Origin of the sequence: Sphingomonas sp., from assembly GCF_031426035.1 — a bacterium.
GTDB lineage: Bacteria > Pseudomonadota > Alphaproteobacteria > Sphingomonadales > Sphingomonadaceae > Sphingomicrobium.
Genome location: NZ_JANPKO010000080.1, coordinates 1 through 14,913, shown reverse-complemented (window position 1 = coordinate 14,913; position 14,913 = coordinate 1). Strand labels below are relative to the sequence as shown.

18 protein-coding genes and 2 tRNA genes are annotated in these 14,913 nt (G+C 68.4%); 15 read left to right on the top strand and 5 right to left on the bottom strand.

Annotation, left to right across the window (positions count from 1 at the left end; genetic code table 11):
* Window positions 1–578 (bottom strand): Crp/Fnr family transcriptional regulator (locus tag RMP08_RS05235; RefSeq protein WP_310467942.1); only part of this gene is annotated, 578 nt, incomplete at its 3' end.
* A 75-nt stretch (window positions 579–653) separates the two neighbouring features.
* Window positions 654–1,097: an HIT family protein gene (locus RMP08_RS05230; protein ID WP_310467941.1), complete on the bottom strand. Its 444-nt coding sequence runs from the start codon at window positions 1,095–1,097 to the stop codon at window positions 654–656.
* Window positions 1,098–1,173: 76 nt separating this feature from the next.
* On the opposite strand from RMP08_RS05230, the gene RMP08_RS05225 reads away from it, so the two are divergent.
* From RMP08_RS05225 to RMP08_RS05185, 9 genes are all read left to right on the top strand, one after another.
* A tRNA-His gene (locus RMP08_RS05225) sits at window positions 1,174–1,250 on the top strand.
* Between the two features lie 33 nt (window positions 1,251–1,283).
* The gene (locus RMP08_RS05220) at window positions 1,284–2,333 is read left to right on the top strand and encodes a Glu/Leu/Phe/Val dehydrogenase dimerization domain-containing protein (protein WP_310467940.1); all 1,050 of its coding nucleotides are present in this window, start codon (window positions 1,284–1,286) and stop codon (window positions 2,331–2,333) included.
* Window positions 2,334–2,342: 9 nt separating this feature from the next.
* Window positions 2,343–3,059 (top strand): heme ABC transporter permease CcmC, encoded by a 717-nt coding sequence (gene ccmC, locus RMP08_RS05215; protein WP_310467939.1) that lies wholly within the window; start codon window positions 2,343–2,345, stop codon window positions 3,057–3,059.
* Window positions 3,056–3,184 (top strand): heme exporter protein CcmD, encoded by a 129-nt coding sequence (locus RMP08_RS05210; RefSeq protein WP_310467938.1) that lies wholly within the window; start codon window positions 3,056–3,058, stop codon window positions 3,182–3,184. Before ccmC ends, RMP08_RS05210 begins: the two co-directional genes overlap by 4 nt.
* Window positions 3,181–3,621 carry a cytochrome c maturation protein CcmE gene (gene ccmE / locus RMP08_RS05205; RefSeq protein WP_310467937.1) on the top strand — a complete coding sequence of 147 codons (441 nt, stop codon included), beginning with the start codon at window positions 3,181–3,183 and terminating at the stop codon, window positions 3,619–3,621. The genes RMP08_RS05210 and ccmE overlap by 4 nt, the downstream gene beginning before the upstream one ends.
* A complete protein-coding gene (locus RMP08_RS05200) occupies window positions 3,618–5,525 on the top strand; it encodes a heme lyase CcmF/NrfE family subunit (protein ID WP_310467936.1) in 1,908 nt (635 codons plus the stop codon). Before ccmE ends, RMP08_RS05200 begins: the two co-directional genes overlap by 4 nt.
* Entirely contained in the window at window positions 5,522–6,049 is a 528-nt protein-coding gene (locus RMP08_RS05195; protein ID WP_310467935.1) for a DsbE family thiol:disulfide interchange protein, read from the top strand. The genes RMP08_RS05200 and RMP08_RS05195 overlap by 4 nt, the downstream gene beginning before the upstream one ends.
* Window positions 6,046–6,447 (top strand): cytochrome c-type biogenesis protein, encoded by a 402-nt coding sequence (locus tag RMP08_RS05190; protein WP_310467934.1) that lies wholly within the window; start codon window positions 6,046–6,048, stop codon window positions 6,445–6,447. Before RMP08_RS05195 ends, RMP08_RS05190 begins: the two co-directional genes overlap by 4 nt.
* A complete protein-coding gene (locus tag RMP08_RS05185) occupies window positions 6,444–7,070 on the top strand; it encodes a hypothetical protein (RefSeq protein ID WP_310467933.1) in 627 nt (208 codons plus the stop codon). The genes RMP08_RS05190 and RMP08_RS05185 overlap by 4 nt, the downstream gene beginning before the upstream one ends.
* Before the next feature lie 76 nt (window positions 7,071–7,146).
* On the opposite strand, the gene ald is transcribed toward RMP08_RS05185, so the two are convergent.
* Complete coding sequence (gene ald, locus RMP08_RS05180; RefSeq protein WP_310467932.1) at window positions 7,147–8,247, bottom strand: alanine dehydrogenase; 1,101 nt, start codon at window positions 8,245–8,247, stop codon at window positions 7,147–7,149.
* Window positions 8,248–8,425: 178 nt separating this feature from the next.
* Between ald and RMP08_RS05175 the strand changes: the two genes are divergently transcribed.
* From RMP08_RS05175 to RMP08_RS05160, 4 genes are all read left to right on the top strand, one after another.
* A complete protein-coding gene (locus RMP08_RS05175) occupies window positions 8,426–10,366 on the top strand; it encodes a potassium transporter Kup (RefSeq protein ID WP_310467931.1) in 1,941 nt (646 codons plus the stop codon).
* A gap of 46 nt (window positions 10,367–10,412) precedes the next feature.
* Window positions 10,413–10,979, top strand: coding sequence for a PRC-barrel domain-containing protein (locus tag RMP08_RS05170; RefSeq protein ID WP_310467930.1), 567 nt, complete (start codon window positions 10,413–10,415; stop codon window positions 10,977–10,979).
* Entirely contained in the window at window positions 10,976–11,485 is a 510-nt protein-coding gene (locus RMP08_RS05165) for a 2'-5' RNA ligase family protein (protein WP_310467928.1), read from the top strand. The genes RMP08_RS05170 and RMP08_RS05165 overlap by 4 nt, the downstream gene beginning before the upstream one ends.
* Window positions 11,486–11,594: 109 nt before the next feature.
* Window positions 11,595–11,879, top strand: coding sequence for a hypothetical protein (locus tag RMP08_RS05160; protein WP_310467927.1), 285 nt, complete (start codon window positions 11,595–11,597; stop codon window positions 11,877–11,879).
* Between the two features lie 3 nt (window positions 11,880–11,882).
* Here RMP08_RS05160 and RMP08_RS05155 read toward each other — a convergent pair whose 3' ends face one another.
* Complete coding sequence (locus RMP08_RS05155) at window positions 11,883–12,308, bottom strand: DUF3775 domain-containing protein (protein ID WP_310467926.1); 426 nt, start codon at window positions 12,306–12,308, stop codon at window positions 11,883–11,885.
* Between the two features lie 153 nt (window positions 12,309–12,461).
* On the opposite strand from RMP08_RS05155, the gene RMP08_RS05150 reads away from it, so the two are divergent.
* Window positions 12,462–12,538, top strand: a tRNA-Met gene (locus RMP08_RS05150).
* 17 nt (window positions 12,539–12,555) lie between these two features.
* Here the strand turns inward: RMP08_RS05150 and RMP08_RS05145 are convergent.
* Window positions 12,556–12,735, bottom strand: coding sequence for a hypothetical protein (locus tag RMP08_RS05145; RefSeq protein ID WP_310467925.1), 180 nt, complete (start codon window positions 12,733–12,735; stop codon window positions 12,556–12,558).
* A gap of 270 nt (window positions 12,736–13,005) precedes the next feature.
* On the opposite strand from RMP08_RS05145, the gene RMP08_RS05140 reads away from it, so the two are divergent.
* Window positions 13,006–14,913: HAMP domain-containing protein (locus RMP08_RS05140; RefSeq protein WP_310467924.1), on the top strand; the 1,908-nt coding region annotated here is incomplete at its 3' end.

Sequence of the window (14,913 nt, the reverse complement as noted above, 5' to 3'; positions counted from 1 at the left end):
CCGGTGATCTCGGCGATCTGCTGCTGGGTGAACGGGTTGTTGAGCGGCTGGACGGCGGCATCGACCCCGCTGCGCACCGCGGTCTCGCACAGTAAATGGACCACCCGCGCGGTGCTGTCGCGGCGGCCACAATTGACCAGCCACTCGTAACCGATCGATTCATTGCGCTGGATCAGCCGCCAGAAGAACCGCTGGAGTTCGGGGTGGGCGTCGACGATCGGGTCGAAGTCGGACGCCTTGCCGACCATCACCTCGCTGCGCACGATCGCCTGGATGCCGTAGCTGGCCGCCCCTTCGCGCGGCAGGATTCCCTCGCCGGGAAAGCGCAGCGCGACGATCTGGCGGCGGCCGCCGGAATCGCTCTTGAACTTCGACAGCAGCCCGGAGCGGACGAACATCACTTCGTCGCGCAGCACGCCGGGCTCGCGGAACGGGCGGCGCGGGTCGACCAGCACGACCTTGTGCGGCATCGCCTCGAGCAAGGCGGCCAGTGACGGGTCTAGGCCCGCCGCGATCAGCGTTTCTCCTAGTGAGACGCTCGATGCGGCAGCCGACCCCGAGCGGCGACTCGCCTGCATTTCATTCTCCCCGCAGAACGATGCGCCCGGCAATAACCTCGCGCAAGCCGAATGACCCCTCGACGCGCGATTAAGTTAATCGAGGTTACCCGCGATGGCGGATTTGAGCGCTTTCGCCAGGCTCTCGATGTCGGCGGGTTCGAGCGTCACCGCGCTGCCCAGCGCTGGCTGCCCGGGCCAACCGGCGTCGGCGAACGATTTCCCGTTCCATTCGCGCGGCTCCGGATAGCGCGGGATGACGTGAAAATGGACGTGGGGATCGACCATCATCAGCATCAGGTAATTGATCCGCTCATAGCGGGTGAACTCGGCCAGCGCCCGCTCGATGGCCTTCACTGCGCGGCCCTGCTCGGTGAACGCTTCCGCGGGCAGGTCGCCATAGGCCACCGCCTCGCCGGTCGCCACCAGCACCAGCGACCCCAACGTCACCTGCGCCGGGCGGACCAGCACCGCCCAATGCTCGAACTGGTGCACCAGGGTCGCCGGAAAACCGAATTTTTCCATCGTCGCATTGGCCATTGCGCAGGTCCGCCTCGCTTGCGTTGCAGGGCCGCCAACCCTAAGGAGCGCGCGCGCCTTGCCAAGGTGCGCAGTGGCGATCGTAGCTCAGCTGGTTAGAGCATCGGTTTGTGGTACCGAGGGTCGCGGGTTCAAGTCCCGTCGGTCGCCCCACTTCCTACCCTGAGTTACGGAATTTTCTCGACCATGACCACGCCCTGGGGCTTCGCCGATTACGATGCGCACGAAACGCTGCAGTTCGTCCACGATCCCGCCAGCGGGCTGCGCGCGATCATCGCCGTCCACTCGACCCATTTGGGCCCCGCCGCCGGCGGCGCGCGCTTCTGGCATTATGCCGACGACGCCGATGCGCTGACCGACGCGCTCAGGCTGTCGCGCGGGATGAGCTACAAGAATGCCATGGCCGGGCTGCCGCTGGGCGGCGGCAAGTCGGTGCTGCTGGCGGGCGAGGACAAGCACAAGTCAGCGGACTTGCTCGCCGCGTTCGGCCGCGCGGTCGACGGGCTCGGCGGGCGCTACGTCACCGCCGAGGATGTCGGCATGAGCGTCAACGACATGATCGAGGTCGCGCGCCAGACCAAGTTCGTCGCCGGGCTTCCCGCCGAGGGCGGGGAAGTCGGCGGCGACCCCGGCCCGCACACCTCGCTCGGCGTGTTCCTGGGGTTGAAGGCCGCGGTCAAGCGCGCGCTCGGCAAGGACAGCGTCTCCGGGCTCCACATCGCGATGCAGGGCGCGGGCAGCGTCGCCACCGGGGTCGCGCTGCACGCCGCGGCGGAAGGCGCGCGGCTGTCGATCGCCGATGTCGACGCGGCCAAGGCCCAGAAGCTCGCCGACGCCGCCAACGGCACGGTGGTCTCGACAGACGAGATTCTTTCCCTCGAGGCCGATGTGCTCAGCCCCAATGCGCTCGGCGGCATTTTCGACGAAACCACCATCGCGGCGCTCAACGTCCCGGTCGTTGCCGGCGGCGCCAACAACCAGCTCGCCGGCCCCGGCGACGGCGCCCGGCTCCACGCCCGCGGCATCCTCTACGCCCCCGATTACGTGATCAACGCCGGCGGCATCATCAACGTCTGCACCGAATATCTCGCCGACGGCGACGCCAGCCTGGTGAAGCAGCGGATCGAGGCGATCCCCGAGCGGCTCGAGCAAATCTGGAGCGAAAGCGCCGCCTCGGGCCGCGATCCGGCGGCGGTCGCCGACGCGATGGCGCAGCGGCTGATCGGCCGCGGCTAGGAGCCGCCGTTGCACTTCCTCGCCAATCCCGCCCGTTTCCTGCGCTGGGCGCGCCCGGCGAGCGGCTGGCTGCTCGGCATCGGCCTGTTGCTCGCCATAGCCGGCATGGCCGCCGGCCTGACCCTGACCCCGCCCGACTACCTCCAGGGCGAGACCGTGCGCATCCTCTACATCCACGTCCCCGCGGCGTGGCTCGGCATGGCCGGCTGGGCGGGGATCGCGGCGGCATCGGTCAGCCAGATCGTTTGGCGCCATCCCCTGGCAGCGGTGGCGGGGCGCGCGATTGCCCCGGCCGGCGCCACCTTCGCCTTGATCTGCCTCGCCACCGGCTCGATCTGGGGCCGCCCGACGTGGGGAACCTGGTGGGAATGGGACGGCCGCCTGACCTCGATGCTGGTGCTGTTCTTCCTCTATTTGGGTTACATCGCGCTCGCTTCGGCCGAGAAGGAGCGCGGCGGGGAAGGGCGGCTCGCCGCGATCTTCGGGCTGGTCGGCGCGATCAACCTGCCGATCATCCATTATTCGGTTTTGTGGTGGCGCACGCTTCATCAGGGCCAGAGCATTTCCCTCAAAGGCTCGACCATCGACGGGTCGCTGCTGTGGCCGCTGCCGATGACCCTGTTCGGGTTCACCGCGATTTTCGCCGGTGTGGTGCTGCTCAGAATGCGCGCCGAGCTGGCCGATGCCAAGCGCGAGGCGCGGTTGCGGCGGGCGGCGGCGGCATGAACCCTTGGCCGTTCGTCATCGCCGCTTACGCGGTCGCGATCCTCGCCACCGCGCTGCTGATCCTGTGGGCGCTGAGTTCGGCGCGCAAAGCCGAGGCGGCGCTCGACACGCTGCCGACCGAATGAAGCCGAAGAACCAGCGGCTGGCGCTGGTCGCCGCGGCGGCGCTCGCGGTGCTCGCCGCGGTGCTGCTCGCGATGCTCGGGCTCAAGGACCGCGCCGCCTATTTCTACACCCCCGCCGACATTGCCGCCGGCAAGGCCGCCGACGGCAAAGCGATGCGGCTGGGCGGGATGGTCGAGACGGGCTCGCTGCGCCGCGATCCCGACGGCGTCACCGTCCGCTTCCTCGTCAGCGACGGGCAGGCGCGCACCCCGGTGACCTACCGCGGCATCGTCCCCGACCTGTTCCGCGAGGGCAGCGGCGTGGTCGCCGAGGGGCGGCTCGACCGCGGCACCTTCGTCGCCGACACTATCCTCGCCAAGCACGACGAGCGCTACATGCCGCCCCAGCTCGGCAACCAGGCCGCCGAGCACCAGGCCGGCACCACGCTCGCCCGATGATCGCCGAAGCCGGCCTCGCCGCGCTGTGGCTGGCGGCGGCGTTGTCGCTGCTCCAGCTGGTCCTGATGATCGCCGAGCTGCGCGGGGTGGTCGCCGCCGCGCGGACCATCCGCGCGGTCGCGGTGGTGCAAGGCGTGCTGGCGCTGACCGCGATGGCGATGCTGCTGATCGTGTTCGCGCGCACCGACCTGTCGGTCGCATTGGTCGCCGCCAACAGCCACGCCGCGAAGCCGTTCGTCTACAAACTGGCCGGCGCGTGGGGGAACCACGAGGGCTCGATGCTGCTGTGGGTGACCGTGCTCGCGCTGTCCGGCGCGCTGCTGGCGCTATTCTCGCGGCGACTGCAGCAGCGCACCCTGATCGCGGCGCTCGGCGCGCAGGGCGCGCTGGCGCTCGGTTTCTACGCGTTCCTGCTTGTCGCTTCCAACCCGTTCGCCCGGCTCGACCCGCCGCCGCCGCAGGGCAGGGGGCTCAACCCCTTGCTGCAGGACCCCGGTTTGGCGTTCCACCCGCCTACACTCTACCTCGGCTATGTCGGCCTGTCGGTGGCGTTCAGCCTCGCGGTCGGCGCCCTGCTCACCGGCGAGGTCGGCGCGACCCTCGCCCGCGCGATGCGCCCGTGGGTGCTCGCCGCGTGGATTTTCCTCACGCTCGGCATCACCGCCGGAAGCTATTGGGCCTATTACGAATTAGGCTGGGGCGGCTGGTGGTTCTGGGACCCGGTCGAGAACGCCTCGCTGATGCCGTGGCTGGCGGCCACCGCCTTGCTCCACTCGGTCCACGTCCTCGCCGCGCGCGGCGCCTTGCGGGCGTGGACTATGATGCTCGCAGTGATCGCTTTCTCGATGTCGATGGTCGGCACCTTCCTCGTCCGCTCGGGCATATTGACCTCGGTCCACAGCTTTGCCGTCGATCCCTCGCGCGGCACGTTCTTGCTCGCCTTGCTCGGCATCTACGTCGGCGCGGCGTTCCTGCTGTTCGCGCTGCGCACCGCGGCCTTGAAGGAAGGCCCGCCGTTCGAGCTGGTCAGCCGCGAAAGCGGGCTCGTCGCCAACAACCTGCTGCTGTCGGTGATCCTCGGCGTGGTGTTCGTCGGCACGCTTTATCCATTGCTGGCAGAGGCGGTCAGCGGCAACAAATTGTCGGTCGGGGCGCCTTACTTCAACGCCGTCGCCGGGCCGCTCGCGCTGCTGCTCGCGGCGCTGGTCGCGGTCGGGCCGCTGCTCGCCTGGCGGCGCGAGCGAAGGCCGGTGGCGAAGCGCTTGGCACTGCCCGCGCTGGTCGCAGCGGCCGCGCTGGTCATCAGCTTGTTCGCCGCGCCGCAAATCGGCTTGCTCCCACGGCTTGGTCTGGTCGTCGCGGCCTGGCTCGCGCCGGCCAGCCTGCTGCCGTTGGTCGGCCGCAACCCGCTGCGCGCGCCGCTCGCGACGTGGGGCATGGTGGTCGCCCATTTCGGCATCGCGGTGGCGCTGGTCGGGATGGCCGCCGACAGCGCCTTCACCCGCGAGACGCTCGCCGCCGCGCGCCCGGGCGACAAGCTCAGCGTTGGCCCGTGGCTGGTCGAGCTGCGCGGCCTGGCGCCGGTCGCCGGGCCCAATTGGACCGCGGTCGAGGCCGAGCTGCGCGCCTCGCGCGGCGACGGCGTGCTGGTGATGAAACCGCAGACGCGCTTCTTCTCCGATCCCCCGACCGAGACCAATGAAGCGGCGATCGACACGTTGTGGAACGGCCAGTTGTACACCGTGCTGGGCAAGCCCGACGAAGCCGGGCGGTGGCAGGTGCGGCTGTGGTGGAAGCCGTTCGTGACTTTGATCTGGCTCGGCGGCGCGCTGATTGCGCTCGGCGGGCTGCTGTCGCTGGTGGGCCGCGCGTGGCGCGGCTGGCGCAAGGCGCGGCTGACGTGAGCCGGGCACTGCGCCTTGTCCCGCTTGCCCTGCTCGCGCTGGTCATCGCCGCGCTGGTGTGGCGCCTTGCCAACCCCGCCGACCCCACCATCCGCTCGCGTCTCGCGGGACAGCCGGTGCCCGCCTTCGCATTGCCAGCCGCACTGCCAGCCAAGCCGGGCCTCACATCCGCCGATCTCGCCACCGGGAGCCCACGCCTGGTCAACATCTTCGCCAGCTGGTGTGTGCCGTGCATCGCCGAGGCGCCGGTGCTGGGCCAGCTCAAGGCGCGCGGCGTGACCATCGACGGCATCGCCATCCGCGACCGCCCCGAAGATGTCGCTGCCTTCCTCGCCCGCCACGGCGACCCGTTCGAGCGTGTCGGAGCGGACGACAACAGCCGCGTCCAGCTTGCGCTGGGCTCGGCCGGCGTCCCCGAAAGCTTCGTCGTCGACGGCCGCGGTATCATCCGTTTCCAGCACGTCGGCCCGATCGAGCCCAAGCATGTCCCGATGATTCTCGCCGAGCTGGAGAAGGCGCGGTGAGGGGGCTGCTGTTCTTTCTTGCTTTGGTGGCCGCGCAACCCGCGCTCGCCGACTCATCGCTCCCCGCCGCCCAATGGGCCGACCGCCAGCTCCCCGACCCGCGCCAGGAGGCCGCGGCCAAGGCGCTGATGGAGGAATTGCGCTGCCTGGTGTGCGCCGGCCAGTCGATCGCCGACAGCGACGCCGAGCTCGCGGGCGACATGCGCCACCTCGTCCGCACGCGCATCGCCGCCGGCGAACAACCCGCCGCGATCCGCGCCTGGCTGGTCGAACGCTACGGTGCCTGGGTCAGCTACCGCCCGCCCTCGGCACCCGTGGCGTGGCCGCTGTGGGCCGCGCCGCTACTGTTGCTCGGCGCCGGGCTGGTGCTGCTCGCACGGCGGGTGCGGCTCAAATGAGCGGGTGGGTGTTCCTCGTCGCTCTGCTGGCGCTGGGAATCGCCACGCTGCGGCTGTTCGGTACGCGCGGGGCGTTGCTGCAACTAAGCGGCGCCGCGCTGCTGTTCGGCGCCGCCGGTTACGCTTTGCAGGGCCGCCCGGGCCTCCCGGGATCGCCCGCGTCCGCCACCGCCAAAACCGCGCCGATCCCGCTGACCAAACTGCGCCACGCCTTCTACGGCAATTTCACCGCGTCCGAGCATTGGCTGGTGATCGCCGAATCCTATGCCCGCCGCGGCGCCACCGGCGACGCCGCCGGAGTGCTGCAATCGGCGATCCGCGCCCACCCGCGCGTGCCGGCATTGTGGGTCGGGCTCGGCAATGCCCTGGTCGACCATGCCGGGATGCTGACCCCGGCCGCCGAGCTGGCGTTCGCCCGCGCCCGCGCGCTGGCGCCCGAGCACCCCGCCGCGCCTTTCTTCCTCGGTCTCGCGAAGCTGCGCTCGGGCGACCGCGCGGGTGCGCTGGCATTGTGGAACGAAGTGCTGGCGTCGGCCCCGGCGAACGCCACTTGGCGGCCGCTGGTCGAAGACGCCGCGGCGACGCTCAATCCTCCCCCCTCGGGGGAGGTGGCGGCGCGTTAGCGACGACGGTGGGGGGCTGTAGCCGCTTCAGTCCCCCTCCGACGCTTCGCGCCACCTCCCCCTCATGGGGGAGGGGTTAGACCGGGACGAACGGCAGCTCGAGCGCCTCGGCGACCGCTTCATGACGGATCTTGCCGCCCGACACGTTGAGCCCGTTGGCGAGATGCGGATCGGCCTTCAACGCCGCCTCGGCACCGAGATTGGCGATCCGCATCGCGAACGGCAGGGTCGCGTTGTTGAGCGCGAAGGCACTCGTTCGCGCCACCGCGCCGGGCATGTTGGCGACGCAATAATGAATGATTCCGTCGACCTCATAGACCGGGTCGGCGTGGGTGGTCGCGTGGCTGGTCTCGAAGCAGCCACCCTGGTCGATCGCGATGTCGACCAGCACGCTGCCGCGCTTCATCGTCTTGAGCATGTCGCGCGTGACCAATTTGGGCGCGGCTGCCCCCGGCACCAGCACCGCGCCGATCACCAGCTCGGATTTGGCGACGGCGTTGGCGATCGCGCTGCGCGACGCGAAGGCGGTCTTGATCTGCGACGAGAAGAACATGTCGAGCTCGGCCAGCCGGTCGTTGTTGATGTCGTAGATGGTGACGTCGGCGCGCATGCCGACCGCCATCTGCGCGGCATTGACCCCGGCCACCCCGCCGCCAAGGATCGCGACCGTGGCGGGAGCAACCCCGGGGACCCCGCCGAGCAAAACCCCGCGCCCGCCTTGCTCTTTCTCGAGATAATGCGCGCCGACCTGAACCGACATCCGCCCGGCTACTTCGCTCATCGGCTTGAGCAGTGGCAAAGCGCCCGACGGCGAGGTCACCGTCTCATAAGCGATGCACGTAGCGCCCGACTTCATCAGCCCCTCGGCCTGCGGCTTGTCGGCGGCCAAGTGGAGATAGGTGAACAGGATGTGGCGCGGCTCGAGCAGCGCGATTTCCTGCGCCTGCGGCTCCTTGACCTTGACGATCATGTCGCTCGCCGCGAACACCGCGGCAGCGTCGGGGAGGATCGTCGCGCCGGCCTTCTTGAACGCCGCGTCGGGGCAGTCGATGCCGGTGCCGGCGTTGGCCTCGACGAATGCCTCATGGCCCGCCGCGACCAGCTCGGCGATCGACGCCGGGGTCAGCCCGACGCGATATTCGTGGTTCTTGATCTCTTTGGGCACCCCAACGCGCATGGATCGTTCGCTCCGCTATGATGATGTTCGCGCGGCGCTATAGACCGCCAAATCGGCCTTGTCCCCCACGATTGCGGGGCCATATCGCCAGTGCTAGGGCGGCGCGCGGCCGCTGTTCCGGCGACCCGAGGATGGCAATGATGCGCGTGCGCGAAACGTCCAGGCAGAATCTGACGGCATGAACATCACCGCTACCGGGGGCGTCGAGGGCGACCCTCCCGCCGACGTCTCGCACGGCCACGCCCAGGGCTCGCTCGCCAAGCTGTCGGTCGGCGCCATCGGCATCGTGTTCGGCGACATCGGCACCTCGCCGATCTACGCCTTCCGCGAGACCTTCGCCGGGCACCACATCCTCGCCCCCGACCGCCTCCACGTCTACGGCGTGCTGAGCCTGATCTTCTGGTCGATGCTGATCATCGTCACGGTCAAATACGTCACCATCATCATGCGCGCCGACAACAAGGGCGAGGGCGGCAGCCTGGCGCTGCTCGCTTTGATCAACCGCTCGCTTAGCGAAAAGCGGCGATGGACCAGCGGGATCGTCCTGCTGGGCGTGTTCGCGACTGCATTGTTCTACGGCGATTCGATGATCACCCCGGCGATCTCGGTGCTGTCCGCGGTCGAGGGGCTGACCACCGTCCAGGCCGGCTTCCAGCCCTATGTGATCCCGGTCGCGATCGCGATCCTGGTTGGGCTGTTCGCCATCCAGTCGCGCGGCACGGCGCGGGTCGGACTGTTGTTCGGGCCGATCATGCTGTTCTATTTCGCGACCATCGCGGTGCTCGGCGTGATGCACATCGTCGATCACCCGGCGGTGCTGTGGAACACCATCAACCCGTGGAACGCGATAAACTTCTACGTCCAGGAGCCGGTGCGCGCGTTCATCGCGATGGGCTCGGTGGTGCTAGCGGTGACCGGCGCCGAGGCGCTGTACGCCGACATGGGCCATTTCGGCCGCCGCCCGATCCGCGCCTCGTGGATCTACTTCGTGATGCCGACCCTGCTGCTCAACTACATGGGGCAGGGGGCGTTGCTGATGAACCTTGACCCGGCGCAGGCCGCCGAGACGGTCAAGAACCCGTTCTTCTTCCTCGCCCCCGAAGCGCTGCGCCTGCCGCTGGTGCTGCTCGCGACCGCGGCCACCATCATCGCCTCGCAGGCGGTCATCTCGGGCGCTTTCTCGGTCACCCAGCAGGCGATCCAGCTCGGCTTCATCCCGCGCTTGCGCATCACCCACACCAGCGAAAAGGCCGCCGGCCAAATTTACATCCCGGTGGTCAATTGGGCGCTGATGATCATGGTCATCTTCCTCGTCCTGATCTTCGGCAGCTCGTCCAACCTCGCCGCCGCTTACGGCATCGCGGTGACCGGCGCGATGCTCATCGACGGCGTGCTGATCGCGGTCGTCCTGCTCGGCCTGTGGAAATGGAAACGCTGGCTGGCGATCCCGTTGCTGGCGATCTTCTTTACCGTCGACTTGCTCTATTTCGGCGCCAACATGCTGAAAGTGCCCGACGGCGGCTGGTTCCCGCTGCTGATCGGCGCCGTCGCGTTCACCCTGCTGACGACCTGGGCCAAGGGCCGCAAGCTGATGATCGACCGCATGAGCGAGGCCAGCCTGCCGATCGAGATCTTCATCAAGTCGGCGGCGACCAGCGCGACGCGGGTGCCCGGCACCGCGGTGTTCATGACCAGCTCGGCCAAGGGCGTGCCGCACGCGCTGCTGCATAATCTGAAGCACAACAAGGTGCTCCACGAGCGGATCATCCTGCTGACAGTGCGGATCGAGGACGTTCCCTACGTGATGGAGGACAGGAGGGTCGAGACCACCGACTACCAGGCCGGCTTCTACCGCATCCTGCTGCGCTACGGCTTCATGGAGGAGGTCGATGTCCCCGCCGAGCTGACGCGGATCAAGAATTGCGGGCCGCTGTGCAAGATGATGGACACCAGCTTCTTCCTCGCCCGCCAGACGCTGCTCGCCTCGGCCCGCCCGGGGATGGCGATCTGGCGCGAGAAGCTGTTCGCGTGGATGCTGCGCAACGCCGAAAGCGCGATGGAATTCTTCAAGCTCCCCACCAACCGCGTGGTCGAACTCGGCAGCCAGCTCGAAATCTAAGCCGCGCCGCGTGCAACCGCCGCGCCGCTGCGGCATTGCGTGAGCCATGGAAACCATCGTCTCGTGGGTCGCCACCGCCGCGACCATCGCCGCCGCCTGCATGACCGCGTCCAACCTCGGCGCGCGGATCACCGGCTACGGCTTCATCGTGTTCACCATCGGCTCGATCGCGTGGCTGACGCTCGGCATACTGACCGGGCAGCCGGCGCTGATGTGGACCAACATCGCGCTGACCGGGCTCAATCTGTTCGGGGTGTGGCGCTGGCTTGGGCGCCAGGCGCAGGTCGAGGACGGTGCCCAGCGAGCCGCCGCCAAAAGCGCCGGGCTGGCGAGCGAAACTTTGTTCCCGGCGACGCTGCTGTCCCGCGCCGCACTGGTCGGGCGCGACGGCCGCGAGCTTGGCACCTTGGTCGACGCGATGATCGGCAACGCTAGCGGGCGGCTATCCTATCTGGTCGTCGCGGAAGGCGGCGTGGCGGGGGTCGGCGAGACCCTGCGCCGGGTTGAATGGGACGGCGCGGCGATCGACAGCGAGCAGGTCAGGGCGCCGCTCGACGGTGCGGGGTTCGCGCAATTGCCGACGCTGGCGCGGGACAATTGGCCGGGGCGGTGAGCGCGCTGATCGTCACCGCCGAGCTTGGCCCAGCCGACCTTGCCTGGCTCGACGGCCTGCGCCGCCGGCACTACCCGCCCGAGCGCAACCGGTTGCCCGCGCACCTGACCATGTTCCATGCTCTGCCGCCCTCGGCCGAGAGCGACGCCCGCGCCCGCCTCGCAGCCGCCGCGAAGGACAATCCGCCGCCGCGTGCCACTGTCGCCGGGCTGATGAACCTCGGCAGCGGGGTCGCGCTGCGCGTGGTGTCGGACGATCTCGACATCATCCGCGACGAGCTCGCCGACGGCTTCCACGGCCTGCTCGGCGCGCAGGATTCGGGCGGCTGGCGCCCCCATGTCACGATCCAGAACAAAGTCGCGCCGAAAGCAGCCCGCGCGCTGCTCGCCGAGCTGGAAGCCGGATTCGCGCCGCGCCCGCTGCGCATCGCCGGGCTCGGCCTCCATCGCTATCTCGGCGGACCGTGGGAAACGCTCGCCCGCTATGCATTCCGGGCGCGGGGCTGAGCTTGCTGAAGGCTCGCCGGGCAGCGTGGCCCGCGGGTTTGAATCGCGCTGCCGAAATCGGTATTGTGCGCGCTCCCAGGTCCACTCCGGACAAGGCGAGGAGCAAGCGATGATGCGTATCCTCTCGGGCTGCATATTTGGCGCACTGGCGATCGCCGCGGCGGCACCTGCCGCGGGTGAGGACGCCGCGCGAATGGCCAAGGATCCCGACCAGAAGGTGTGCGAGGACATTACCATCGTGGGCAGCCGGCTGGCCGTCAAACGCGTGTGCGCCACTCGCGCGCAATGGGCCGAGAAGCGCCGCCGCGACCGCGAACTGGTCGACCAGGCGCAGAGATCGGCCTGCGTGCGCGGCTCGATCAGTTCCGGGCAGGAAGTGTGCGGAAGTTTTTGACGCCTAGCTGAGGTCGCCGACCCCGTCGCAATTGAGCTCGAACGCGGCCAGCCCCGCTTCGAGCACCGAGGCGAGCATCGGCATGTCGAGCAATTCGCGGATCGCGCCCGCGGTGCCCGAGCCGACCAGCGCCTGCGCTTCCTCCATCGCCTCGTCCCAGTCGGACGCCTCGTAGGTGCCCTGGCCGACCCAGCTGAACGCCACTACTTCCGCCAGCTGGTCCTCGCCCAAATCCTCGAACGCGGCCTGCAATTCCTCCTCGACGCTGTCGTTGACGCTGTCGTCGAGCACCGACAGCGCGCCCTCGTCGTCGTCGTCGATATTCTCCGCCGCCTCGCCGCCGTCATAATCGGTCGGGGTCTGCGCCTCATATTCGCGGGCGCGAAAGATGATCCGGCACAAGGTGTCGAGGGGGGTCAGGGGATCCATGCAGTGCGCCTCCGGTTGCTCCGCTCAACGAGGGCAGGGGGCAGCGGTTCCTATCGCGTTGACCGCTTGGGGCCACCCACCTATATCCCGCGCCGCTCCCGCCGTCGCGGGCGCGCTCAATTGGCCCCGCGGGACGAACCGTATTGTGCCTGGGGCGGAGTAGCTCAGCTGGTTAGAGCAGCGGAATCATAATCCGCGTGTCGGGGGTTCAAGTCCCTCCTCCGCTACCACCCACAGTGCCGATCCATCAGCCGTTGGCGTCGGTCGGCTCGCTCGCGCGCTTGTGGTCGGGCGATTGCTCGTCGCCGGGAGCGATCAGCTTGGAGCGACAGTCGGTGACGATCTCGCGGCAGCGCCGCAAGCTGCGCGCCAGCGTGCCGTGGTCGAAGTGGAGCGCGGCGTCTGGCCGGCCGTGGTTGTCGGGCAAGTTGGGTCTACTCTTGGGGATTGGCCTGACGCCTCAACGCGCCGGCCCTCGCGGCGATGCACATTTCGTCGCACCGGCGACCGGGTTCGTCGTTCCCCCGGCCGCGACATCACGGGCAGGCCTAGCGCGCGGTAACCGCTTGCTAATAGTGCCCCGGCATAATCAATTTTTGGGGAAGCCAAGCCGGGTTCCTCTGCTATGAATGTCCCAAGCGCTGCCGGGGGGCGGCGCTTACCAGGGCGGGGGGAGGACTGAGCGACGGAGAGTTAAGTGAACGTCCAGACCCCCCGCGACTTCATCGACAAGCGCCAACTCGTGTCCGCTCTGCGGGCCCTGCGCCGCGGCGACTTCTCGGTCCGCCTGCCCGACGACGCCGACGGCCTCGACGGCGAAATCGCCGCTTTGTTCAACGAAGTCGTCTCCTTGAACGAGGACATGGCGCACGAGTTCGAGCGCCTCTCCAAGGTGGTCGGCAAGGAAGGCCGCATCACCCAGCGCGGCCGCATCAAGAATGCCCGCGGCGGGTGGGAAACCGCAGTGCGCTCGGTCAACGAATTGATCGAGGACATGGTCCAGCCGACCGCCGAGGTCGCCCGCGTGATCGGCGCGGTGGCCAAGGGCGATTTGTCGCAATCGATGACGGTCGAGATCGACGGCCGCCCGCTGCGCGGCGAATTCCTGCGCATCGGCAAGGTCGTCAACACCATGGTCGAGCAGCTCGCGTCGTTCGCCTCCGAGGTGACGCGCGTCGCCCGCGAGGTCGGCACCGAGGGCAAATTGGGCGGCCAGGCCAACGTCAAGGGCGTCGCCGGGACGTGGAAGGACTTGACCGACAACGTCAACGCGATGGCGACCAACCTGACCGGCCAGGTGCGCAACATCGCCGACGTCACCACCGCGGTGGCCAAGGGCGATCTGTCGAAGAAGATCACCGTCGACGTGAAGGGCGAGATCCTCGAGCTCAAGAACACCATCAATACGATGGTCGATCAGCTCAATTCGTTCGCCTCGGAAGTGACCCGCGTCGCGCGCGAGGTCGGCACCGAGGGCAAGCTCGGCGGCCAGGCCAAGGTCGAGGGCGTGGCGGGGACCTGGAAGGACCTGACCGACAACGTCAACCTCATGGCCGACAACCTCACCGGCCAGGTCCGCAATATCGCCGACGTGACGACCGCGGTCGCCAAGGGCGATCTGTCGAAAAAGATCACCGTCGACGTGAAGGGCGAAATCCTCGAGCTCAAGAACACCATCAACGTGATGGTCGACCAGTTGAACGGCTTCGCCTCGGAAGTGACCCGCGTTGCGCGCGAGGTCGGCACCGAGGGCAATCTCGGCGGTCAGGCGCAAGTGCCCGGCGTCGCGGGCACGTGGAAGGACTTGACCGACAACGTCAATCTGATGGCCGAGAATTTGACCGGCCAGGTGCGCAATATCGCCGAGGTGACCACCGCCGTGGCGCGCGGCGATTTGTCCAAGAAAATCACGGTCGACGTGAAGGGCGAAATCCTCGAACTCAAGGACACTATCAACGTGATGGTGGACCAGTTGAACGGCTTCGCGTCGGAAGTGACCCGCGTCGCGCGCGAGGTCGGCACCGAGGGCAAATTGGGCGGCCAGGCGGCGGTCCCCGGGGTCGCCGGCACCTGGGCCGACTTGACCGACAATGTGAACCTGATGGCGGCCAATCTGACCGGCCAGGTGCGCAACATCGCCGAAGTCACCACCGCGGTGGCCAAGGGCGACCTTTCCAAGAAGATCACCGTCGACGTGCGCGGCGAAATCCTCGAATTGAAGAACACCATCAACACGATGGTCGATCAGCTCAACTCGTTCGCCTCGGAAGTGACGCGCGTTGCGCGCGAGGTCGGCTCGGAAGGCAAATTGGGCGGCCAGGCGCAGGTCGAGGGCGTCGCCGGCACCTGGGCCGATCTGACCGAGAGCGTGAACCTCATGGCCGGCAATCTGACCGGCCAGGTTCGCAACATTGCCGAAGTGACCACCGCCGTTGCCCGCGGCGACCTTTCCAAGAAGATCACGGTCGACGTGAAGGGCGAGATCCTCGAGCTCAAGGACACCATCAACGTCATGGTGGACCAGCTCAATGGCTTCGCATCGGAAGTGACCCGCGTGGCGCGCGAAGTGGGCACCGAAGGAAAGCTCGGCGGGCAGGCGCAGGTT